The 22,287-nt window shown below is 67.2% G+C and carries 22 protein-coding genes; 10 read left to right on the top strand and 12 right to left on the bottom strand.

Annotation, left to right across the window (positions count from 1 at the left end):
- Nucleotides 1–12: 12 nt before the first annotated feature.
- On the bottom strand, nt 13–1,668 hold the full coding sequence (locus BW991_RS09800) for a L,D-transpeptidase family protein (RefSeq protein ID WP_244551658.1): 1,656 nt from the start codon (nt 1,666–1,668) through the stop codon (nt 13–15).
- 79 nt (nt 1,669–1,747) lie between these two features.
- On the opposite strand from BW991_RS09800, the gene BW991_RS09795 reads away from it, so the two are divergent.
- Nucleotides 1,748–2,308 (top strand): YcbK family protein, encoded by a 561-nt coding sequence (locus BW991_RS09795; RefSeq protein ID WP_076601907.1) that lies wholly within the window; start codon nt 1,748–1,750, stop codon nt 2,306–2,308.
- On the opposite strand, the gene BW991_RS09790 is transcribed toward BW991_RS09795, so the two are convergent.
- Nucleotides 2,305–2,826 carry an Lrp/AsnC family transcriptional regulator gene (locus BW991_RS09790; RefSeq protein WP_076601906.1) on the bottom strand — a complete coding sequence of 174 codons (522 nt, stop codon included), beginning with the start codon at nt 2,824–2,826 and terminating at the stop codon, nt 2,305–2,307. The genes BW991_RS09795 and BW991_RS09790 overlap by 4 nt on opposite strands.
- A 120-nt stretch (nt 2,827–2,946) precedes the next feature.
- Between BW991_RS09790 and ipdC the strand changes: the two genes are divergently transcribed.
- The 3 genes from ipdC to BW991_RS09775 all read left to right on the top strand — a co-directional run bounded on the left by ipdC (nt 2,947) and on the right by BW991_RS09775 (nt 6,224).
- Nucleotides 2,947–4,569, top strand: coding sequence for an indolepyruvate/phenylpyruvate decarboxylase (gene ipdC, locus BW991_RS09785; RefSeq protein ID WP_076601905.1), 1,623 nt, complete (start codon nt 2,947–2,949; stop codon nt 4,567–4,569).
- Between the two features lie 12 nt (nt 4,570–4,581).
- The gene (locus tag BW991_RS09780; protein WP_076601904.1) at nt 4,582–5,415 is read left to right on the top strand and encodes a DUF3025 domain-containing protein; all 834 of its coding nucleotides are present in this window, start codon (nt 4,582–4,584) and stop codon (nt 5,413–5,415) included.
- A 152-nt stretch (nt 5,416–5,567) separates the two neighbouring features.
- On the top strand, nt 5,568–6,224 hold the full coding sequence (locus BW991_RS09775; RefSeq protein WP_076601903.1) for an HAD family hydrolase: 657 nt from the start codon (nt 5,568–5,570) through the stop codon (nt 6,222–6,224).
- A 16-nt stretch (nt 6,225–6,240) separates the two neighbouring features.
- Here the strand turns inward: BW991_RS09775 and BW991_RS09770 are convergent, their stop codons facing one another.
- Nucleotides 6,241–6,831 (bottom strand): nucleotidyltransferase family protein, encoded by a 591-nt coding sequence (locus BW991_RS09770; protein WP_076601902.1) that lies wholly within the window; start codon nt 6,829–6,831, stop codon nt 6,241–6,243.
- A gap of 104 nt (nt 6,832–6,935) precedes the next feature.
- On the opposite strand from BW991_RS09770, the gene BW991_RS09765 reads away from it, so the two are divergent.
- Nucleotides 6,936–7,202, top strand: a complete 267-nt coding sequence (locus BW991_RS09765; protein WP_076601901.1) for a cupin domain-containing protein — start codon at nt 6,936–6,938, stop codon at nt 7,200–7,202.
- Nucleotides 7,203–7,208: 6 nt separating this feature from the next.
- On the opposite strand, the gene BW991_RS09760 is transcribed toward BW991_RS09765, so the two are convergent.
- The 3 genes from BW991_RS09760 to BW991_RS09750 are packed head-to-tail and all read right to left on the bottom strand — an operon-like array spanning nt 7,209 to nt 10,741.
- Nucleotides 7,209–8,417, bottom strand: coding sequence for a 3-oxoadipyl-CoA thiolase (locus tag BW991_RS09760; RefSeq protein WP_076601900.1), 1,209 nt, complete (start codon nt 8,415–8,417; stop codon nt 7,209–7,211).
- Nucleotides 8,418–8,446: 29 nt separating this feature from the next.
- Nucleotides 8,447–9,967, bottom strand: a complete 1,521-nt coding sequence (locus BW991_RS09755; protein ID WP_076601899.1) for a 3-hydroxyacyl-CoA dehydrogenase — start codon at nt 9,965–9,967, stop codon at nt 8,447–8,449.
- Between the two features lie 3 nt (nt 9,968–9,970).
- Complete coding sequence (locus BW991_RS09750; protein WP_076601898.1) at nt 9,971–10,741, bottom strand: enoyl-CoA hydratase; 771 nt, start codon at nt 10,739–10,741, stop codon at nt 9,971–9,973.
- A gap of 215 nt (nt 10,742–10,956) precedes the next feature.
- On the opposite strand from BW991_RS09750, the gene paaY reads away from it, so the two are divergent.
- Nucleotides 10,957–11,571, top strand: a complete 615-nt coding sequence (gene paaY, locus BW991_RS09745) for a phenylacetic acid degradation protein PaaY (RefSeq protein WP_076601897.1) — start codon at nt 10,957–10,959, stop codon at nt 11,569–11,571.
- 124 nt (nt 11,572–11,695) lie between these two features.
- Here paaY and BW991_RS09740 read toward each other — a convergent pair whose 3' ends face one another.
- The 4 genes from BW991_RS09740 to badH form a co-directional block, all read right to left on the bottom strand.
- A complete protein-coding gene (locus BW991_RS09740; RefSeq protein ID WP_076601896.1) occupies nt 11,696–12,436 on the bottom strand; it encodes a nitroreductase in 741 nt (246 codons plus the stop codon).
- A complete protein-coding gene (locus BW991_RS09735; protein ID WP_076601895.1) occupies nt 12,433–13,587 on the bottom strand; it encodes an acyl-CoA dehydrogenase family protein in 1,155 nt (384 codons plus the stop codon). Before BW991_RS09735 ends, BW991_RS09740 begins: the two co-directional genes overlap by 4 nt.
- Nucleotides 13,588–13,692: 105 nt before the next feature.
- Complete coding sequence (gene badI / locus BW991_RS09730) at nt 13,693–14,475, bottom strand: 2-ketocyclohexanecarboxyl-CoA hydrolase (RefSeq protein ID WP_076601894.1); 783 nt, start codon at nt 14,473–14,475, stop codon at nt 13,693–13,695.
- 34 nt (nt 14,476–14,509) lie between these two features.
- Complete coding sequence (gene badH, locus BW991_RS09725; protein WP_076601893.1) at nt 14,510–15,277, bottom strand: 2-hydroxycyclohexanecarboxyl-CoA dehydrogenase; 768 nt, start codon at nt 15,275–15,277, stop codon at nt 14,510–14,512.
- A 99-nt stretch (nt 15,278–15,376) separates the two neighbouring features.
- On the opposite strand from badH, the gene BW991_RS09720 reads away from it, so the two are divergent.
- Nucleotides 15,377–15,847 carry a MarR family winged helix-turn-helix transcriptional regulator gene (locus BW991_RS09720; protein WP_076601892.1) on the top strand — a complete coding sequence of 157 codons (471 nt, stop codon included), beginning with the start codon at nt 15,377–15,379 and terminating at the stop codon, nt 15,845–15,847.
- Here the strand turns inward: BW991_RS09720 and aliB are convergent.
- Complete coding sequence (aliB, locus tag BW991_RS09715; protein ID WP_076601891.1) at nt 15,844–16,992, bottom strand: cyclohexanecarboxyl-CoA dehydrogenase; 1,149 nt, start codon at nt 16,990–16,992, stop codon at nt 15,844–15,846. The two genes, BW991_RS09720 and aliB, sit on opposite strands and share 4 nt — an antisense overlap.
- 434 nt (nt 16,993–17,426) lie before the next feature.
- Between aliB and aliA the strand changes: the two genes are divergently transcribed.
- From aliA to BW991_RS24005, 3 genes are read left to right on the top strand one after another with little or no spacing between them, the layout of a single operon-like run.
- Nucleotides 17,427–19,055 carry a cyclohexanecarboxylate-CoA ligase gene (gene aliA, locus BW991_RS09710; protein WP_076601890.1) on the top strand — a complete coding sequence of 543 codons (1,629 nt, stop codon included), beginning with the start codon at nt 17,427–17,429 and terminating at the stop codon, nt 19,053–19,055.
- A 20-nt stretch (nt 19,056–19,075) separates the two neighbouring features.
- Nucleotides 19,076–19,849, top strand: a complete 774-nt coding sequence (locus BW991_RS09705; protein ID WP_076602006.1) for an enoyl-CoA hydratase — start codon at nt 19,076–19,078, stop codon at nt 19,847–19,849.
- Between the two features lie 7 nt (nt 19,850–19,856).
- Nucleotides 19,857–20,774 carry an FAS1-like dehydratase domain-containing protein gene (locus BW991_RS24005; RefSeq protein WP_076601889.1) on the top strand — a complete coding sequence of 306 codons (918 nt, stop codon included), beginning with the start codon at nt 19,857–19,859 and terminating at the stop codon, nt 20,772–20,774.
- Between the two features lie 171 nt (nt 20,775–20,945).
- On the opposite strand, the gene BW991_RS09695 is transcribed toward BW991_RS24005, so the two are convergent.
- Nucleotides 20,946–22,271, bottom strand: a complete 1,326-nt coding sequence (locus BW991_RS09695; protein WP_244551657.1) for a DUF1615 family protein — start codon at nt 22,269–22,271, stop codon at nt 20,946–20,948.
- Nucleotides 22,272–22,287 lie beyond the last annotated feature (16 nt).

Here is a 22,287-nt window from a genome sequence, read left to right as displayed (position 1 = left end):
CGGAGCGGCCGCTCATCTCCCCGGCCTGGTGCGCCCGACCGCGCTGAAGCGGAACGGGCGGCCGAGGGCTTCGAGCACTGCGGCATCCTGGTCGTACAGGTCGGGGTGGAAGTAGGTCCGTCCGTCCTCGCCGACCTCGGTCGTGTGGTACAGGATCATCACCGGCACGCGACGTCCGATCTGCACGTTCCGCGTCTCGCCCTTCGCGATCTCCGCTTCCAGCGCCTCCGCGCTCCACTGCGCGGGGTCGTCGAGCAGCAGGACGGCAAGCTCCATCGGCCGCTCGAGCCGGATGCAGCCCGAGCTGTAGGCGCGTTCGCTGCGCTGGAACAGCTTCTTCGCCGGGGTGTCGTGCAGGTAAACCGAGTACGGGTTGGGGAGCATGAACTTGACCCGCCCGAGCGGGTTGTCCGGCCCCGCCGCCTGCACGATCTGGTACGGGAAACCGCCTCTGCCGTAACGCGTCCAGTCGACCTCGCCGGGATCGATCTCCCGCCCCGCGTTGGTCACCACGCGCATGTCGTTCTCCGCGAGATAGCCGCGGTCGCGCGCCACCTTGGGCAGGACGTCCTCCTTCAGGATCGTCGGCGGAAGCACCCACTCCGGATTCAGCACGAGGTACTGCATCTCGGCACGGAAGGCCGGCGTCTTGCGATAGGGACGGCCGACGACGACACGCGACTGCCACGCGAGTTTTCCATCCAGGTACAGGCGGGCATTGAAACCGGCGATGTTCACGAGCAGGTAATCGCCCGCGACGTCCTGCGCGATCCAGCGCAGGCGTTCCAGATTCACGCGGATCTGGTCGATGCGGCGGCCCACGTCGACCTGCAGCGCAGCGACCGTCTTGCGCCCGACGGCCCCGTCCGGCTCGAGTCCGTGGCGGGTCTGGAACACGACCACCGCGTCGCGCAAGGCATCGTCGAAGAGTTCGCGGTCGGACGGCGGGGGGCTAAGTTGGTCGCCGCTCGCCCTGAGGCGTTCGCGCAACGTCGGGACGCGTGGGTCGCGATCGCCCGGCCGCAGTGTCGGACCGCCCGGAAGCGATGGCCAGCCGCCCACTACCTCGATCGCCCGGTACGCGAGCAGGGCCGCGCGCAGCTGACGATAGGCCTCGAGCCGCGGCGCATAAAGTTCGATTGCCGCTCCGAGCGCTTCGACACCGACCAGCGCCTCCAGCGCCTGGACCGGTTCGACTGCGCCCAGCGAGCGCGAGAAATTCCAGCCCTCGTAGAGTTCATGCGGGTCGACCTTGCCGAAGCGCAGATGATAGACGAGGCGGACCAGCGCCTCGGTGAACAGCAGGTCGCGGTCCGCGAGCCTGCCGGCGTCCCGCAAGCCGTCGTCCGCGTGGCTGCGCAACAGGTCGAATTGATAATCGGCCGGATCGAGGCCGTGGCTCACGCTGTCATCCACCGCCCGCAGCAGCGCGCGCCGCCGCCCCGGACTGCTCCAGACAGGCGCATAGTCGCGGCTCGCGTAGAAGTCGGGGATCAGCCTGCGCGCGGCGATCTCCCCGCCCCCCGGACGCAGCTCGCCGTTGGTGCGCAGCGCGACGACGCGCTCGCGCAGCGCCTGCCGCACGGCGTCGCCGTCCGGCTCGCCAAACAGGGCCGCAGTCGCACTCCCGCCGGCCACGCACACGGCCAGCGCGAGGAGTTGTAACACCCGCCCGATCAGCTGCCTAATCCGCGCCGCCCGGTTTACGATTGCGCCCTTGTCCGGTCGCTTCGTTTCCCGCATCTCCATGTCGAAACACCTCCGCCATGCCGCCGCGCACCGCCGGCTCCTGCTGAAAGGCCTCGCCGCCCTGCCCCTGGGCCTCAATTTCGGCCAGGCGCAGGCCAGCATCGCCGAACCCGACTGCGAGCTGTGCTTCCGTCACACGCATACCGACGAGAGCCTGCGCATCGTCTACCGCAGCGGCGGCACCTACGTGCCATCGGCGCTGGAGCGCATCGACTGGCTGATGCGCGACTTCCGCACCGGGGACGTCGCCCGCATCGATCCACGCCTGCTGGATATTCTCCATACATTGCGGACGGCTTGCGGTGGAGAAAGTTTCGAAATCATCTCGGCTTTCCGCTCGCCGACGACCAACGAAAGACTGCACAAGGCCGACGGAACGGGTGTCGCAACGCGCAGCCTGCACATGGACGGCCGCGCGATCGACGTGCGCATCCCCGGCTTCGACACCGCCGCGCTACGCGACGCCGCCTTGGCACTGAGGGCCGGCGGCGTCGGCTATTACCCGGATTCGGACTTCGTGCACCTCGATACCGGGCGCGTGCGCCACTGGGGCGCCTAAGCCGACGCGAACTGCATCCGCCGGCGCGGCTGCGGCGCATGCATGATGTGGTCGAGCGGCAGCACGCTCGTCTGCTTCACCTTCTTCAGCGCAATGTTCGTCTTCAGGTGCGCCAGCCCCGGCAGGCGCATGATGCGCTTCATCATCACGTCGGAGAAAGCCACCAGGTCCGGCGCGACGATGTGCATCACGTAGTCCGCGTCCCCGCTCACCGAGAAGCACGCCACCACCTCGGGTAGCGCCGCCACGGCGCGCTCGAAAGCGTCGCTGCGCGACTCGCCGTGCCGCTCCAGCGTGACCTGCGCAAAGGCGGAGACGTCCAGCCCGACCGCGGCGGGGTCCAGCAGCGCCGCGTAGGACGCGATGATGCCGCTCTGCTCCATGCGGCCGATGCGCCGGCTGATCTGCGACGGCGAGAGGTGGATTTCCTCGCCGAGGGCGCTGTTGGTTGCATCGCCGCGGCGCTGCAACGCATCGAGAATCTGCAGGTCGAACTTATCCACGACGATCTGTTGCATCGCTTCGCATCCTTATACGCATTTCGTGCATTAACAGCCCCATTATGCGCACATTACGAACGCAATGTGCGCGATGCGCGCGCAATAATGCTCTACAACAACGTATCGGAGGAGCAACCCATGAACCTGGTCGAATCCCTGCTGCACGCGCTCAAGGACCACGGCGCCCGCGAAATCTTCGGCATCCCCGGCGACTTCGCGCTGCCGTATTTCCGCATCATCGAAGAGTCGGAGATCCTGCCGCTGTACACGCTCTCGCACGAGCCGGGGGTCGGTTTCGCGGCCGACGCGACGGCGCGCATCCGCGGCGGCCTGGGCGTCGCGGCCGTGACCTACGGCGCGGGCGCGTTCAACATGGTCAATGCCGTTGCGGCGGCCTATGCGGAGAAGTCGCCGGTGGTGGTGCTCTCGGGCGGCCCCGGCAAGGGCGAGGCGAGTTCCGGCCTGCTGCTGCACCATCAGGCCAAGACGCTCGACTCGCAGCTGCAGATCTTCAAGGAAATCACCTGCGACCAGGTCAAACTCGACGACGCGGCGCGTGCGCCGGCCGACATTGCCCGTGTGCTGGCGAGCTGCCTGCGCAACTCGGAGCCGGTCTATATCGAGATCCCGCGCGACATGGTGCGCGAGCCGTGCGCGCCGGTGGTGCGCGAGGCACCGCGCGCGATCGACCGCGACGCGCTGGCCGCCTGCGTGGACGAAATCCTTGCCCGGCTCGACGTCGCGAAGAGCCCGGTGCTGATGGCGGGCGTGGAGGTGCGCCGCTTCGGCCTCGAGGAGAAGGTCGCCGACCTCTCGCGCCGCCTCGGCCTGCCGGTCGTCACCAGCTTCATGGGCCGCGGCCTGCTCACCGACTGCGACGCGCCGCTCGTCGGCACCTACATGGGTGTCGCGGGACTGCCGGACGTCACGCAACTCGTCGAAGGCTCCGACGGTCTCTTCCTGCTCGGCGAGATCATCTCGGACACGAATTTCGCGGTCTCCGAGACCCGCATCGACCTGCGCAAGACGATCCAGGCCCACAACGGCCAGGTCACGCTCGGCTACCACATGTATGCGAACATGCCGCTCGCCGCGCTCGTCGACGAGATGCTCGCGCGCGTCAAGGGCAATGCCGACAAGGCCTTCCCGGTCGCACACCACCAGTACCCGAAAGGCCTTGTCGCGGACGGCGAGACGATCGCGCCGACCGACATCGCAAAGGCGGTGAACGACCTTTTCGCCGAGCACGGCAGGCTGCCGATCGCCTCCGACATCGGCGACTGCCTGTTCACCGCGATGGAGATCGAGCAGACGGCGCTCATTGCCCCCGGCTACTACGCGACGATGGGCTTCGGCGTGCCCGCCGGCCTCGGCCTGCAGGCGACCAGCGGCCAGCGCCCGCTGATCCTGGTCGGCGACGGCGCCTTCCAGATGACCGGGTGGGAACTCGGCAACTGCAAGCGCTATGGCTGGGACCCGATCGTGCTCTTGTTCAACAACGCGAGTTGGGAGATGCTGCGCACCTTCCAGCCGGAATCGGGCTTCAACGACCTCGGCCACTGGGGATTCGCGGAGATGGCCGCGGGCCTCGGCGGCGATGGCGTGCGGGTGTCCACGCGCGCCGAACTGAAGGCGGCGCTCGACAAGGCGATCGCGACGCGCGGCCGCTTCCAGCTGATCGAGGTGACGATCCCGCGCGGCGTGCTGTCGACGACGCTGTCGCGCTTCGTCGCCGGGGTGAAACGCATCAGCACGAAATAACGCAGGAGATCGATGACGGCCGGACCCGACACTCCCGCGGCATTCGCCGCCCGGCCGCTCTTCGAACCGATCGCGGCCCTGCTCGCGCGCTTCACCGGCTCCACGCTTCCCGGCACCGCGCAGCTCGACGCGCTGCTGCGCGAGGTCGCGCCGGGCACCGCGAGCGGCGGCGGACAGCCGATCCGCTTCATCCTGCCTCCTGCGGGAGCCCTCGCCTACGAGGAACACATCTACGCGACCGGCGAGGTGTCGACGCGCCCCGACGACTGGCACGACTTCTTCAATGCGCTCGCGTGGTGCGTCTGGCCGCGCGCGAAGGCAACCTGCAACATCCTCCAGCGGCAGGAGCGCGACGCGCGCATCGCCGCCGGACTTCCCGGACGCGGGCCGCGGCGCGATGCGCTGACCCAGTTCGACGAATGCGGTATCGTCGTCGCGTCGAGCGATGCGGAGATCCCGGCCCTGCTCGCCGCCCACGCGTGGGAAGAGGCATTCTGGACGCGGCGCGCGCGACTGATCGCAAACACCCGCTTCCTCGTATTCGGTCACGGCAGCTGGGACCAGCTGCGCGAGCCCTTCTTCGGGCTGTGCGGCAAGGCGCTGTATCGCGTCGTCGATGCGTCGTGGCTGGCCCTGCCCGCAGCCGAACAACAGCGTGAGACCGACGCGTGGCTGGCTGCGCAAGTGCTCGACGCCGGCCTGCTGTGCACCCCGCGGGAGCTTTCACCGCTGCCACTGCTCGGGATTCCGGGTGTCACGCCCGAGAACGAGTCCGCCGTGTATTACCGCGACACGCGGCAGTTCCGGCCGAAGCGCGTGCCGACAGGCAAGGCGCCTGCGGCTTGATCCCAACGTAATCACGGAAAAGCGCAGCGCCTTCCGCCGCATGCATGGACCGGCTGACGCATCCGGCGGATAGCGCCTTCGGCTCATCCGCCCTACGGGTCCTGCGCGAAGCGCCGTAAAATGCACGCCCGACTGCACGCTTCCCTTCGCACATGTCCCGCTTCCAGTACGTCCTCTTCGACCTCGACGGCACGCTGATCGACTCCGCGCCCGCGATCCTCGCCAGCTACCGCCAGGCCTTCGCCGCCACGGGGCGCGCGCCGGCCGTGACGATCGACGAGTCCATCGTCGGGCCGCCGCTGATCGAGACGCTGCACATCCTCGCCGGGACGAAAGACCCGCAGGTCATCGACGAGCTTGCCGGTCACTTCAAGGCGAGCTACGACACGACGGGTTACCGGGAAACCGCCGCATACGAGGGAGTCGCCGAAATGCTGAGACGGCTCGCGGGCAGCGGACGCACGCTTGCGATCGCGACCAACAAGCGCCTGCATCCGACCCGCCTGATCCTGGATCACCTCGGCTGGAGCGGCTACTTCAAGACGGTGTATGCGCTGGATCTCTTCGAGCCGCGCCTGCCGAGCAAGGCGGCGATGATCGCGCGCCTGATGGCCGACCACGACATCCCCGAGCACGTGTCGGTGTACGTCGGCGACCGCAGCGAGGACGGGGAATCGGCCGACGCGAACCGTCTGCCCTTCTTCGCCGCGACCTGGGGCTACGGCAGCCTGGTGCCCGAGGAAATGGCGACCCACTGGCGGGCCTTTGCGAGCCCGGCGGCGCTGACCGAGGCGCTGCTAAACGATTGACACTGGCATATCCGCGTCAGGGGCGCACGTCGTCCGGAACGTCGATATCGGCGAGGATGCCTGGATCGTCGCAGTCGATGCGGTGCAGCTGCTCCTTGTGCGCGACAATCACGCGCCGCGCCCCCTCGTCGCCCGCGAGCGCCAGCAGTTCATCCCTTAGCGGCGCGGCAAAACCGACCGGGTGGCCGCGCTGACCGTCGACGAATGGAGCGGCGAGCAGAGCCCCCTCGGCGATCGCGGCCGCGACTGCCGCAATCGTGCCTGGGCGGATATAGGGCATGTCGCCCAGCGCGATGATCCAGCCCGACGCCCTTGGCGTCGCACGGATTCCGCAGGCAAGCGTCGCCGCCATTCCCTGTCCCGCATCGGGACACAGGACGTACGGGACTCCCGCGTCGTCGAAGTGCCCGCGCAGGACCGAATCCTCCGGCCGCAGGACGCCGAGCACCTCGCCAAGCGCATCCCGCAGGTTCTCGGCGCTACGCACCGCGACGGGCGTACCGTCGCCGAGCGGATGACACAGCTTGTTGCTGCCGAAGCGAGTGCCCCGCCCCGCCGCAAGCAGAATGCCAACGATGCCCCCAGGCGATGTCGGACGATCTTCCAATTTTTCACCTCCGCGCGAACGCTTCTGCAGGAGCGCAGCTTACTTGATGCACACTGCCGCAAAACAGGGGTGAATACTGGAACAACACCAAACGGGGAGAGGCGATGGACCGTAATGAATTCATGCGCCGGCTGCGCGACGAAGGTTTCGAGCAATTCGTGACCGTCGAGCGCGAACCGAACGGCGCGCTCGACGAGCATACCCACCCATTCGAGGCGGAGGCGCTCGTGATCGCCGGCGAAATCCTCATCGAATCCGGCGGCGTCACGCAGACCGTGCGGGCGGGTGAAACCTTCCACCTCGCCGCGGGCCAGCCCCATTCCGAGCGCTACGGCCCGGAAGGGGTGAGCTATCTGGTCGGCCGGAAGTGAGGCGAATCAGCCCGGAATACGCTCGATCACCAGCGCGATGCCGTGGCCGACGCCGATGCACAGGCTGACCACCGCGTAGCGCCCGTTGCGCCGTTCCAGCTCGCGCGCGGCCGACAGTGCGATGCGGGCGCCGGACGCGCCGAGCGGGTGGCCGATCGCGATTGCTCCGCCGTTGGGGTTCACGCGCGGATCGTCGAACGCCACACCCATCAGCTTCAGGCAACTCAGCACCTGCGGCGCGAAGGCTTCGTTGATCTCGATGACGTCCATGTCCTTGAGCGTCAGCCCGGCACGCGCGATCGCCTTCGGGATCGCATAGGCGGGGCCGACGCCCATGATGCGCGGCTCGACGCCCGCGACCGCGCCCGCGAGGATGCGCGCCATCGGCTTCGCGCCGGCCTTCTCGCCCGCCGCCTTGCTGCCGATCAGCAGCGCAGCCGCGCCGTCGTTGATGCCCGATGCGTTGCCGGCGGTCACGACGCCGTTCGGGAACAGCGACTTGAGCTTCGCCAGCGAATCGTAGGTCGACTCCGGACGCGGATGCTCGTCCTCGGCGACAACCAGCGGCGGGGTCTTGCGGCCGGTCGGGACCGAGATCGGCAGGATCTCGCCGGCGTAGAAACCTGCTTCCTTCGCCGCTGCGTACTTCATCTGCGATGCGGCGGCAAAGCGGTCCGAGTCCTCGCGCGAGATGCCGAATTCGGCGGCGACGTTGTCGCCCGTCTCCGGCATGCTGTCGTTGCCGTACTGCTCCACGATCTTCGGGTTCGGGAAGCGCGCGCCAATGGTCGTGTCGAACACCTTGAAGTCGCGGCTGTAGGCCGATTCGGCCTTCGCGACCACGAAGGGCGCGCGGCTCATGCTCTCGACGCCGCCGGCGACATAAAGCTCGCCCTCGCCCGCCGTGATCGCGCGCGCAGTGTCCAGTACCGCGGCGAGGCCGCTGCCGCACAGGCGGTTAATGGTCTGACCCGCGATGTTGGCTGGCAGGCCCGCGAGTAGCGCCGCGTGGCGCGCGACGTTGCGCGAATCCTCGCCGGCCTGCGCGGCGCAGCCGAGGACCACGTCCTCGATGTCGGCGGCGGCGAAAGGCGAGCGTTCGACAACTTCGCGGATCACGGTAGCGACGAGATCGTCGGGACGGACCGGGGCGAGCGAGCCGGCGTGGCGGCCGATGGGGGAACGCAGACCGGCGTAGATGTAGGCGTCGAGCATGGAATCTCCTTTGGTGACGGGTATGGTTGTCAGTTTTCGGGCGTCAGCAGCGACACGCCCAGGCGCGCCCGGCGGGTGAGCCAGGGGCTCGGGCGATAGCGCGGATCGCGGTAGAACTCGTGCATGCCGTCGAGGATCGCGAGGATCGTCGCGGCGCCCAGCGAATCGCCCAGCGCGAGCGGCCCCTTCGGATAGCCGAGGCCGAGGCGCACGGCCGAATCGATGTCTTCCGGCGTCGCGATGCGCTGCTGCGCGATGTCGCAGCCGATGTTGACGATCGCGGCGACGACGCGCTGCGCGACGAGGCCCGCGCTGTCGCGCACCACCGATACGGCCTTGCCGCCGGCGGCGAGCGCGGCCCAGGCGCCGTCACGCGCTTCGCTTGCGGTCAGCGGCGTCGTCATCAGGGTCAGGTGCTTTTCGACGAACAGCGGGTCGAGCGCCAGGGTGCGCTTCGGATCCAGCCCCTCGTCCAGCGTGCAGGAGGTCGCATCGCTGCCGACCGGCAGCACGATGCACACCGAACCCTCGGCAGGACGTTCGCCGCGGTCGAGCGCGACGCCTTGCGCCTCCAGCGCCGCGACGACGCGCGCATGCAACGCTGCATCAGCGCGGCTCACCCACAGGGGCTGCGGCGCGACGGTCGGCACTGACGGCATGGCGACCGGCACTGCGCCGCCGTCCTTGTACACGTAGAAGCCCTGCCCGCTCTTGCGCCCGAGCAGCCCGCCGGCGAGCCGCTGGCGCGTGATCGGGGACGGCCGGTAGCGCGGCTCCTGGTAGTACTGGTCGTAGATCGACTCCATGACCGGATGCGACACGTCCAGCCCGGTGAGGTCGAGCAGCTCGCACGGCCCCATGCGGAAGCCGACCGATTCCTTGAGGATGCGGTCCAGCGTCGCGAAGTCCGTGATGCCTTCGCCGAGCACGCGCAGCGACTCGGTGAGGTAGCCGCGGCCGGCGTGATTGACGATGAAGCCCGGCGTGTCGCTTGCGCGCACCGGCGTATGTCCCATGCGGCGCGCCAGCGCCATGAGCGCGTCGCCCACCCCGCGATCGCCACGCACACCGTCGATGATTTCGACGACCTTCATCAGCGGCACCGGGCTGAAGAAGTGGAGGCCCGCGACCCGCTCGGGGCGGCGGCAGCCGGCGGCGATCGAGGTCACCGACAGCGACGACGTGTTGGTCGCCAGCACGCAGCCGTCCGCCACGACCTCTTCGAGATCGCGGAACAGGGTGCGCTTCGCGTCGAGGTTCTCGACGATCGCCTCGACGACGACGTCGCAGCCGGCAAGCTCCACGAGGCTCGCCGCGACCGTCATCCGCTCGGTCGCCGCGCGCGCGGCAGCGGCGTCCATCTTGCCCTTCTCGGCGAGCTTGGCGAGCATCCCGCCCACCGCATCGCACGCTTCCGCCGCCGCACCCGCACGGGTGTCGAAGAGCCGCACCGCCACGCCCGCCTGCACGGCGATCTGGGCGATCCCGCGCCCCATCAGGCCCGTGCCGACGACGCCCAGCGTCAGGTCATTACGCATTGCATCGAACATCGCTCACACCCCCTCGAAACCGGCCGGACGCTTGTCGAAGAAGGCCTGCATGCCTTCCTTCTGATCGCGGCTCGCGAACAGCAACTGGAACGCCTTGCGCTCGAGCATCAGCGCCGCGTCGAGCGAGGCGTCCTGGCCCGCGAGCAGCACTTCCTTGATCTGCATGATCGCGAGCGGCGGCAGCGCGGCGATCTGCGTCGCCAGCTCCATCGCGCGCGACTGCACCTCGGCATCCGGCACGACCTCACTCGCGAGGCCCATCTCGCCCGCCTCACGCCCGCTCACCGGTTGCCCGCTCAGCACCATCTTCATCGCCTTGAACTTGCCCACCGCGCGCGCCAGGCGCTGCGTGCCGCCGGCGCCGGGCATGATCCCGACCTTCACTTCCGGCTGGCAGAACGACGAGCCCTCACCCGCGACGATGATGTCGGCGTGCATCGCGAGCTCGCAGCCGCCGCCCCACGCGAAGCCATTCACCGCGGCGATCACCGGCTTCGGGCAGCTCGCGATGGCGCCCCACAGGCGATGGGTGTTGCGCAGCATGATCTCGACCGCGCCCGCCTCGGCCATCTCGCGCAGGTCGGCGCCGGCGGCGAAGTACTTGTCACCGCCCGTCAGGACGATGGCACGCACTTCGGGGTCGCGGCCGAGCGCGGTGAAGTGCTCGGCGAGCTGCATGCGCACCTGCTGGTTCAGCGCGTTGCGGGCCTCGGGCCGGTTGAGCCGCACCACCGCGACCTGCGGATTCGGCCGTTCGACGACTACTGCATCCATCTCTCGCTCTCCTTGGGTCCGCACTGCGAACCACTGTTCTGTCTATTTTGGAAAATGCACGATACTGCTTTTCCACCAAGGGATAAACCCCTAGAATCGAATAATCCGGGCAATATAATGCCTTTAAGGCCGGATCGGGCGCGTAACGCCGCGAAGACCGCGCCGGACCGGACCCCACCCCACGAGCCCGCACAGCGGGCGAACAAGGAGCTTCGATGACCACACCCCGAGTATTCGCGATCGACGGCGTCGTGCCGGTTGTCGATCCGACCGCCTACGTCCATCCGACCGCCGTGCTGATCGGCGACGTGATCGTCGGCCCCGGCTGCTACGTCGGCCCGTGTGCCAGCCTGCGCGGCGACTTCGGCCGCCTGATCCTGCAGGCGGGCGTGAACGTGCAGGACACCTGCGTGATCCACAGCTTCCCCGAGCACGACACGGTCGTCGAAGAGAACGGGCACATCGGCCACGGCGCCGTGCTGCATTGCTGCACGATCAAGCGCAATGCGCTGGTCGGCATGAACGCGGTAGTGATGGACAACGCCGTGATCGGCGAGAACACTTTCGTCGCGGCGTGCAGCTTCGTGAAGGCGGGGATGGAAGTGCCGGCCAACTCTCTGGTCGCCGGCGTACCGGCCAAGGTCGTGCGCGCGCTCACCGAGCAGGAGATGGCGTGGAAGGTACGCGGGACGGGGATCTACCAGAACCTCGCCGTGCGCTGCCTCGCGACGATGGAAGAGACCGACGCGCTGAGTGCGGTCGAGCCGGGACGCAAGCGCATCGTGATGCCGGAAATCGTGCCGCTGAGCGAACAGAAACAGCGGGGCTGAAGAAAAAAATCCGGCTCGACACGCTTGCATCGAGCCGGCCAGAACTCCGGCGAGCTTGGGAGAGGGAGTAGCAGAAACTGCACCGGAGGCGGGACGCTCGGCAAGAGCGGCCCACGGAAAAATCTTAAAGTTCGGCAACGGCACCCTCGCCGTGCATGACCACGAATTCCGACAGCGGCGCGCGCTCGGTGACGAGGGCGTTCTCGGGCGCATCCGGGTCGGCATAGCCGAGTGCCATGCCGCACACCAGCTGCTCGTGCTCGCCGAAGCCGAGCACGTCGGAAATGATGCGGTGGTACGGCGTCCACGCCGCCTGTGCGCAAGTGGAAAGACCCCGCGCCTCGGCCGCCAGCATCACGTTCTGCAGGAACATGCCGTAGTCGATCCAGCTGCCCTGCCCCAGGCGGCGGTCGATGGTGAAGATCAGACCGACCGGCGCATCGAAGAAGCGGAAGTTGCGCCGCGTCTGCACGCGCATCCGTTCGCGGTCGCTCTTCTCGATGCCGAGCCGGGCGTACAGCCCCCAGCCACTGCGGCGCCGCCTGCCCAGATACGGCTCGAAGAACTCGTCCGGGTAATAGGCGTACTCCGGCACGTGGCTGTCGTCGCCCTCGTCGAAGGCGGCGCAGACGGCGTTCACCAAGGCAGCGAGCTTCGCGCCCGCCACGACGTGCACGCGCCACGGCTGGATGTTGTTGCCCGACGGCGCGCGCGCGGCGATCCGCAGCACATCCTCGATCGTGCCCGTATCGACGGAGACCGGCAGGAAGGCGCGTATCGAACGGCGACGCGAGATCAGCCAGTCGAGCGCCGCCTCATCGCCGCCGAAGGACACGACGGGATCCTCGCGCACGCGCGCGTTCATTCGCCGGCAGCCCGTATCATGTTGCGGGCGATCACGAGCTGCTGGATCTGGCTCGTGCCCTCGAAGATGCGGAACAGACGCACGTCGCGGTAGAAGCGCTCGATGCCGTATTCCGACAGATAACCGGCGCCGCCGAAGATCTGCACGGCGCGATCGGCGACGCGGCAGCACATTTCCGAAGCGAAGAGCTTGGCGCAGGCGGCTTCCGTGCCCACATCGCGGCCGTCGTCGCGCTTGCGTGCCGCATCGAGCACCATCGTGCGCGCGGCGTAGATCTCGGCCTTGCTGTCGGCGAGCATCGCCTGGATCAGCTGAAACTCCGCGATCGGCTTGCCGAACTGCTTGCGTTCCATCGCATAGCGCAGCGCGTCTGCAAGCATGCGCTCTGCAACGCCGACGCAGATCGCAGCGATGTTGATGCGCCCCTTGTCGAGCACCTTCATCGCAGTCTTGAAGCCGACCTCTTCCTTGCCGCCGATGAGGTTGGCGACCGGCACGCGGCAGTCTTCGAAAATCACGTCGCAGGTATGGGCCCCCTTCTGGCCCATCTTCTTGTCGATGTTGCCGAGCGACAGGCCCGGCGTGCCCTTCTCGACGATGAACGCGGAGATGCCATGCGGCCCCTTCGCGTCCGGATTCGTGCGCGCCATCACCGTGAAGATGCCCGCTTCGGGCGCGTTGGTGATGTAGCGCTTGGTGCCGTTCAACACATAATGGTCGCCGTCGCGGCGCGCGCTGGTGCGCAGGCTGCCCGCGTCGGAACCGGCGTCGGGTTCGGTAAGCGCGAAGGAGCCGATGATCTCGCCGGAGGCGAGGCGCGGCAGGTAGTCGCGTTTCTGCTCGGGCGTGCCGTCGATGACGATGCCTTGCCCGCCGATGCCGTTGTTCGTCGCGAACAGCGAACGGAAGCACGGCGAGGTCTGACCGATCTCGAAGGTCGCGAGGACCTCCTCCTCCATCGTCAGCCCCATGCCGCCGAATTCCTCGGGAATCGACAGGCCGAACAGGCCGAGTTCCTTCATCTCGGCGACCAGCTCCGGCGGGATCTGGTCGGTCTCGGCGACGTGCGCCTCCTGCGGCACGAGGCGCTCGCGCACAAAGCGCGAGATCGTGTCGAGAAGAATGTTGAGTGTCTCCTGATCGCGGATCATGTCGTGTTCCCTCTCCGGTGCTGTGTTGTGCGTGTCTGGGTTATGCGGCGGATTCTGCGCACCGGCCGGCATTGCCGCCGGCCGGTGCGCAAAGTCCTGCCGTGCTTACTTCTGGTGCTTGCGGAACTCGGGCTTGCGCTTCTCGCGGAAAGCATTGCCGCCTTCGGCCGACTCCGCCGTCTCGTAGTAGAGCTTGAGCGCGTGCATTGCCAGGCCGCCCATGCCGCGGATCATTTCCGTATCGACGTTGAACGACTTCTTCGCCAGCGCGATCGCGGTCGGGCTCTTCTCGACGATCTCGTCGCACCACTTCTTCACTTCGGCGTCGAGCTGGTCGTGTGGCACGACGGCGTTGACGAGGCCCATCGCGAGCGCTTCCTGCGCGGTGTAGCGGCGGCACAGGTACCAGATTTCGCGCGCCTTCTTCTCGCCGACAACGCGCGCCAGCAGCGCGGTGCCGAAGCCGGGGTCGACCGAGCCGACGCGCGGGCCGGCCTGGCCGAGCTGGGCCTTTTCGGAGGCGATCGCGAGGTCGCAGATCGTCACGAGCACGTTGCCGCCGCCGATCGCAAAGCCGTTCACGCGAGCGATCACGGGCTTGGAGATGTCACGGATCGCGCTCTGCACTTCCTCGATCGGCAGGCCGATCACGCCGCGGCCACCGTAGCCGCCGTCCTGCGTACCCTGGTCACCGCCGGTGCAGAAGGCCTTGTCGCCGGCGCCGGTCAGGACGACCACGCCGATGCTGCGGTCGTAATCCGCATCCTTGAGCGCGTGGATCATCTCCTCGCAGGTCTGGGCGCGGAAGGCGTTGTACTGGGCGGGACGGTTGATCGTAACGGTCGCGATGCCGTCCTGCTTGGTGTAGAGAATGTCCTGGTATTCCATGTTCTGCTCCTCGTCGTTGTCGTGAATTGGGTGCTTAGCCGGCCATCGTCAGGCCGCCCGACACGCTGATCACCTGACCGGTGATGAACGCGGCGTCGTCGCTGGCGAGGAAGGTCACGGCGCCCGGCAGATCACCCGGCTGGCCGAGACGGCCGAAGGGCACGGCACGGGTGAAGGCGGTGCGGAGCTTCTCGCCGCGCTCGCCTTCGCCGCAGATGTCGTCGAGCAGCGGGGTGTCGGTCGGGCCGGGGCACACGACGTTGATGTTGATCTGCTGACGGGCGACTTCGCGCGCCAGCGTCTTCGAGAACGAGATCAGGCCGCCCTTGCAGAACGAGTACACCGCCTCGCCCGACGAACCGACACGGCCGGCGTCGGACGCGACGTTGATGACACGGCCGCGGCCGCGCTCGCGCATGCCCTTGACGACCGCGTGATGCATGTACAGCGCGCCGTACAGGTTGATCGCGACGATCTTGTCCCACAGCGGCTTCTCGGTATCGAGGAAGTTGCCGACCTTGTCCCAGCCGGCGTTGTTCACCAGCACGTCGATCGGGCCGAGTTCAGCTTCGGCGGCGGTCACGGCCGTGATCACCGAATCCTGGCTCGTCAGGTCGACCGCAAAGGCACGTGCCTTGCCACCCGCGGACTGGATTTCCGCTGCAACGGCTTCGGCCGCTTCGCGGTTGATGTCGAACACGGCGACGCTCGCGCGCTCCTCGCCGAAACGGCGGCAGATTGCGGAACCGATGCCACCGGCACCACCCGTCACGATCACGACCTTGCCTTCAAGACCTCTCATTTTGCTTCCTCCTGTTGGATAACCATCAATTCGGCCCGTTGCGTACAGGCCATGCTTTGCGCTTCAATGGGCGCCGTTCGAAACCAACCCGACGCCCCGATGAAAGACCTTTCCGCTGCCAAGGACCTCGCCACAATGGAGATCAGCAACCGGCTGTTCTTCCGTTTCTTCCAGGCCGCGAACACGCTGCACACCAAGGGCACGCAGGCCCTCGACGAATTCGGCGTGACGACGCAGCAGTGGTCCGTGCTCGGCGCCCTGTCCCGCCCGAAGGTCAAGGAGGGCATGGGCGTCGGCGAACTGTCGCGCTTCCTCCTCGTCAGCCGCCAGAACCTGTCGGGCATCCTCACCCGCCTCGAACGCGACGGCCTGATCGAGCGCGTCACCAGCACCGAAGACCGTCGCTCGCGCAAGGTGAAGCTCACCGCCAAGGGCGAGGAACTGTGGGTCAAGCTCATCGACCCGATTCACGCGTTCTACGACGAGGCGCTGAAAGGTTTCTCGTTCGACGACCGCCTGCAGTTCATCCATTACGTGAGCCTCCTGCAGCGCAACATGGCCAAGCTTTAGATCTCGTGCGCCGCGATCTTTTCGCGGCCGATGATCATCTTCATGATGTTCGCGGTGCCGTCGCCGATCTGCAGACCCATCACGTCGCGATAGCGCTGACCGAAGTCGTAGTCGCTCGCGTAGCCGCCGTGGCCGTGCGTGAGCAGGCACTGGTGGATGATTTCGCACGCCAGCTTGGGCGCCCACCATTTGCACATCGCGGCTTCCGCCGTGTGCTCGAGGCCCTGATCCTTCAGCCACAGCGTCTTCAGGCATAGCGCGCGGCACGCCTCGTACATCGTCTCCGCTTCGGCGAGCGGGAAAGTCACGCCCTGGAACTCGCCGATCTTCTTGCCGAAGGCCTCGCGTTCCTGCACGTAGCGCCAAGTCTCGTCGAGCGAGGCGCGCACCACGCCCATGCACTGGATACCGATCAGCGCGCGGCTGTAGTCGAAGCCCTGCATCACCTGGACAAAACCCTTGCCCTCGTCGCCGAGCATCATCTCGGCGGGCACGCGCACGTCGTCGAAGAAGATCGAGCCGCGGCCCACCGGGCGGGTGCCGATGTCGTCGAAAGCCGTGCGGGTGATACCCGGCAGATCCATCGGCACCAGGAACGCGCTGATGCCGCGGGCACGATCGGCTTCGCTGCCGGTGCGGGCGAACACAACCGCCACATCCGCCTGCGTCGCCATCGAGATCGAGGTCTTCTCGCCATTGAGCACCCACACATCGCCGTCGCGCGTCGCCTTCAGCTTCAGGCGTGCGGCGTCGGAACCGGCACTGGGCTCCGTCAGGGCAATCGCGATCGATTTCTTGCCGGCGATAACCTGACCCAGCCACTCCTTCGCAATGTCCGGCTGCGCGTAGTTCGCAACGATCTGGCCGCACAGCGAGGTGAGCAGATTCACGTAGGACACGTTGAAGTCGCCGTACGAGATCTGCTCCAGCAACAGGCCGCTGGTCAGGCAGTCCACACCCATGCCGCCGTGATCCTCGGGCAGCTCGGGGCCGAGGAAGCCCAGCTCGCCCATTTCGCGGATCACTTCGCGCTCGATGCGCTCAGCCTTTTCGCGTGCCTTGTAGCCGGGAGCGAGACGCTCGCGGGCGAAACGGCTTGCGGTATCAACGAGCGCCTGCTGCTCGGGACTGAGACTGAAATCCATCGCTACTCCTCCTGTGTAGGTTTAGCGCATTCTAGGAACAGTCGAACTTTTCTGTCAATACATTGCTATTTAATTTTTCAGAATGAAGCCCGCGGGGCGGCTACCGACTATCTACAAACAGTCTGTTTCCTTATATCTGCTAGACTGTTACGAACACCTGCGGCCAATTTCACGCCGCTTCCGTCGGCCGGCCTTGTGACAAGCTATTGACTTGCTTTTGCAAAGGTAATAGCTTTGCGACGCCGTCGGCGAAGGCCGGGGGCCAACATCAATGAGCGAGACGTGCGCCGCCAACCGGGCGCAACGGGCATTGCCGAACCGCATCTCCACATCGACGCGTCGCCGTCGTCGCTGTGACCGAAGCGCTGCCGTCTCGCAAGACGACATTCAGGGTTGTGCGCGGGCCAAGGCCCCCGCCAAGAGAGGAGATAACGATGAATTTCGACCCGGTGCTGATCGCCGACCGCATGACAACGATGAAGGCCGCGGGCCTGTGGCGCGACGAGACGATCGATGTGCATTTCCAGCGCGCGCTGGAAAACTGCCCCGACAAGCCGGCCGTCGTCGCATACCGCGACGGCCAGGCCGAACCGGTCCGTCTCAGCTATCGCGAGCTGGACCGGCGCGTCGACCGCATTGCGCGCAGTCTCGTCGCACTGGGCGTGGGCCGCAGCGACGTCGTGAGCTTCCAGCTGCCCAACCGCTGGGAATTCGTGGCGCTTTCGCTCGCCTGCGCCCGCATCGGTGCCGCTGCGAACCCGGTGATGCCGATCTTCCGTCAGCACGAACTGAGCTACATGCTGAACTTCGCCGAGACGAAGGTCTTCATCGTGCCGAACGTGTTCCGCAAGTTCGACCACGCCGCGATGGCGCGCGAACTGCAGCCCAAACTGCCCCATCTGAAGCAGGTCGTCGTCGTGGACGGCGACCGGGAAGACAGCTTCGACCGCGTGCTCATGCGCGACGACACGCCGCCTCTTTCAGGCCCCGGCCTCGGACCCGACGACGTGTCGCTCCTCATGTACACGTCCGGCACGACGGGCGAGCCCAAGGGCGTGATGCATACCTCGAACACGCTCTTCTCCAACCTGCACGCGTACATCGCGACGATGGAGCTGAACCCCTCGGACGTCATCCTCGGCGCTTCGCCGATGGCTCACCTCACCGGCTACGGCTACCTCGCGATGCTGCCGCTGATCCTGAACTCGACGACCGTGCTGCAGGAGATCTGGGATCCCGCACGCGCACTGGAGATCGTGCGTGACGAGGGCGTGACCTTCAGCATGGCGTCGGCCGCCTTCATCTCCGACATGTGCGCGGCGGTTGAAGCGGGCGCTCCGGTGTCGCCGCAGTTCACCAAGTTCAACTGCGCCGGTGCGCCCATCCCGCCGGTGACCATCCAGCGCGCCTGGGAGCTGATGGGGCTGCGCGTATGCTCAGCCTGGGGCATGACCGAATGCGGAGCGGTCACGATAACCGAACCTGCCCGTGCGCTCGAGAAGTCGGGCGTCTCCGACGGTCGCGCACTGCCCGGCATCGAGGTCCGCATCCTCGACGCGAACGGCGCCGAAGTAAGCCCCGGCGAGACCGGCGAACTGCTGATCCGCGGCTCGTCGCTGTTCGCCGGCTATCTCAAGCGTCCCCAGCTTAACGGCGTCACCGCCGAAGGCTGGTTCGACACCGGCGACCTCGCCTTCCAGGACGCCGAGGGCTACATCCGCATCAACGGCCGCAGCAAGGACATCGTGATCCGCGGCGGCGAGAACATCCCGGTCGTCGAGATCGAGAACCTGCTCTACCGTCACCCGTCCATCACCACCGTCGCGGTCGTCGGCTACCCGGATCGCCGCCTGGGCGAGCGCGTGTGCGCCTTCGTCTCGCTGAAACCCGGCTGCACGCTGACTTTCGAGGATCTCACGGCTTATCTCGACAAGCAGCAGGTCGCCAAGCAGTACTACCCGGAGCGCCTCGAGATCGTTGAAGACCTGCCCCGCACGCCGGCCGGCAAGCTGCAGAAGTTCAAGCTGCGCGAAACCGCCAAGTCCTTCGGCAACGACCAGTGATGGCGACGGGAGACGACACGATGACTTCGGTAATCCTCACTGAAACGCGCGGCAAGGTCGGGCTCATCCGCATCAACCGCCCGGAAGTGTTCAACGCCCTCAACGACGACGTGATGACCGGGATCGGCCAGGCGCTCGACCGCTTCGAAACCGACCCCGGCATCGCCTGCGTTGTGGTGACCGGATCCGAAAAGGCCTTCGCCGCCGGCGCGGACATTGCCGCGATGCGCGAGATGGACTACATGGACGCGTACAAGTCCGACTTCATCACGCGCAACTGGGAGCGTCTCAAGACCTTCCGCAAGCCGACCATCGCCGCCGTCTCGGGCGTCGCGCTGGGCGGCGGGTGCGAGCTCGCGATGATGTGCGACATCGTCTTCGCAGCGGAAAATGCCCGCTTCGGCCAGCCGGAGATCAAGATCGGCACGATCCCCGGCGCGGGCGGCACGCAGCGCCTGCCGCGTGCCGTGGGCAAGACCAAGGCGATGGACCTGTGCCTGACCGGCCGCCTGATGGACGCGCAGGAAGCAGAGCGCAGCGGCCTGGTCGCGCGCATCTATCCGCCCGAGAGCGTGCTCGACGAGGCGCTCGCGGCAGCAGCGAAGATCGCGGAATTCTCGCTTCCCGTCCTCATGATGATGAAGGAAACGGTGAACCGCGCCTTCGAAGGCCCGCTCAACGAAGGCCTGCTGTTCGAGCGCCGCACGCTGCACGCGACCTTCGGGCTGGCGGACCAGAAGGAAGGCATGGCGGCCTTCGTCGACAAGCGCCGCCCGCAGTTCGGCGACTGTTGAACGCGCCATGACGCACATCCAGGCAGGCGACGCGACGACCGGCGACGCAGCCGGATTCGCCGTGTGCGCCGACGCCGACCGGCTGCGGCGATTTGCCGCGGCCATCGGCGAAACAACGCCGCTGTACGTGGACGAGGACGCGGCACGGCGGGCGGGCTACCGCTCGCTCCCGCTGCCGCCCTCGTTCCTGTTCGGTCTTGCACTCGAACCCGGCGAACCCTTCCCGTGGTTCGCCAGCGTCGGCCTCGACCTGCCGCGCGTGCTGCACGGCGAGCAGACCTTCACCTATCACGCCGTGCCCTGCGCGGGCGACCGGCTGCATGTCCAGCCGCGCATCAGCGCCATCTACGACAAACCCGAGCGAGGCCTGCGCTTCGTGGTGCGCGACATCCGCATCACGAGCGAGCTGGGCGCGCCAGTCGCAGATTTGCACAGCATCTTCATCCAGCCCGATGCGGCACGCGATCCCGCGCCGCCCAAGGCCGCTGCGTCCGCTGCCTCATCCGCAACCGCTGCGGAAGTCCGGGAAGAGCCGCAGTCGGCCTCCGTGTGGCATGGCGAGTTGCGCCTGCCCCCGATCACGCGTGCGACACTCGCACAGTTCGCCACGGCTTCCGGCGACCTCAACCCGATCCACCTCGATCCCGAATTCGCGTGTAGCGTGGGCTTCGACGACGTCTTCGCCCAAGGCATGCTGAGCATGGCCTATCTCGGCCGGCTGTTGACCAGCCGGGTGCCGCAGGAGCGGCTCCGCCAATTCCGCGTCCGCTTCACCGGCCGCACGCTCCTGGGCGAGGCGCCGGTCTGCACCGGCACGGCGCTACAGATCGATGATTCGCAGGCGCAGCGGATCACCTTGCGCGTGACCAATCAGGCCGGCGAGGAAAGGCTCGCGGGCGAGGCTGTGGTGTCCGCCCCGCGGTAGCCGGACGCGAACGGGCGGCCCCTGACGAACCGGTTCCGAACGTGCCGAATCCGGACGACGACGGCATTCCGCCTGCCACGTGCGAGGCCCAAGCCGGGCTTCGCGAACGCTTACGATTGAGTCGGTAGTTCGCGGAACGGTGTCTCTCCCCTCCCCGCCCCGCTCCTGTCTTCACAACCTGCGACTGCCGTTCGCTTCCAGTGGCAACTGCAGGTCGGGCACCGCGGCGGCGCGGTTCATGCACGCGCGATAGCGCATATCTACCCGTTCGGCGAACCACCCCGTGGTGATCTTGCTCGTGATCTTCGGGCTCTTCAGGCGGATCTGCGGCATCGCCTCGCGCGGCACCGGCCGCCCGGCCGCTTCGTCGGCGAGCGCGAAGACGCGCTGATAGAGTTTCGTGCGGCCGAACGACTCCTCCTTCTCCTGACGCAGTGCCGCCTCGATCTCCACCTCGTTCAAACGCAGCCTGCGCGAAGTCTTCAGCGCCGCCCGCTGCGTGGAGCTGGCGACCTCGCTCGGACGACCATCGTCGTAGCGCAACAGGTCACCATCGGGCACCAGCGTCTGCCCCGCCAGTTTGCCCAGGGCCAGCTGGAAGGCCGCGTTGCGGCTCGCGTAGTGCCCTGCGTTGAAATCCGCGAAGCGGTAAAGCGGACTGCGGTACGGCGCCGGGTAATCGAGGAGATGCGCGATGCCGAAATAGACGCCGCCGCGGCGCGAGAACACCGCCTCGCGCACCTTGCCGTTGGTCGCCCCGGCATAGGGTTTCTCCCGCGCATGCGTCTCCGCGAATGCGACGCTCACTTGCATCGGACCGCCGGTACGCACGGGGTTGTATCCGCTCAGCAACAGCTTGCCGCCGGGCACCTCGTCGATGATGTCGCCGTAGAGGATGCTCATCTGGCGCTCGGTCTTCAGCGCGTTGATGCGCTGGCGGTAAGTTTTCCCGTCGCGCGACGGCTGCGACAGCGCGGCATCCAGCGCCACCTTTGGAATCAGGTAGCGTTTGCGGCGTGTCTCGATCTCGCCCCACACGATGCGCGACAGGCCCGGCACCACCGGATCCGCCTGGAAACTCGATTCCTGCTCGATGACTGCGATCGACGCGCAGAAATTTTCCGCGCTCGGTGCGAGGCGCAGCGCCATGAAGGCCGCGACGATGTCCGCCGCCCACACGTCGCGCTCGCGCGTGACGCCCGGCGGAAGCAGCGCATACACGAACCTGCGTGCATCCTGTTCCTGCACCCGCGGCGGGAAACCCGGCACGAATCGCCCGTCTGCCGGCGCTGTCGGCACTGTGCCCTGCGGCGGTGGTGCGGACGGAAGGGGGTCGGCCGTGCGTATTTCGACCGGCGCAGGCGTCTGGACGGCAGGTGGCGCGGGGACGGCCGCACAGCCGCCGAAAACGGTGGCGAGGACGGAAAGGAAGGGAACCAGGCGGGGAATGCGCTGCGTATTCATCGGGCGATGCATGCGGATATCGGGCCGCGCCATCCGGCGGACTCCGGAT

This window comes from Aromatoleum tolulyticum (genome assembly GCF_900156155.1).
Taxonomy (GTDB): Bacteria; Pseudomonadota; Gammaproteobacteria; order Burkholderiales; family Rhodocyclaceae; genus Aromatoleum; species Aromatoleum tolulyticum.
The sequence above is the reverse complement of the archived record's forward strand: the minus strand, read 5'-3'. Positions and strand labels throughout refer to the sequence as shown.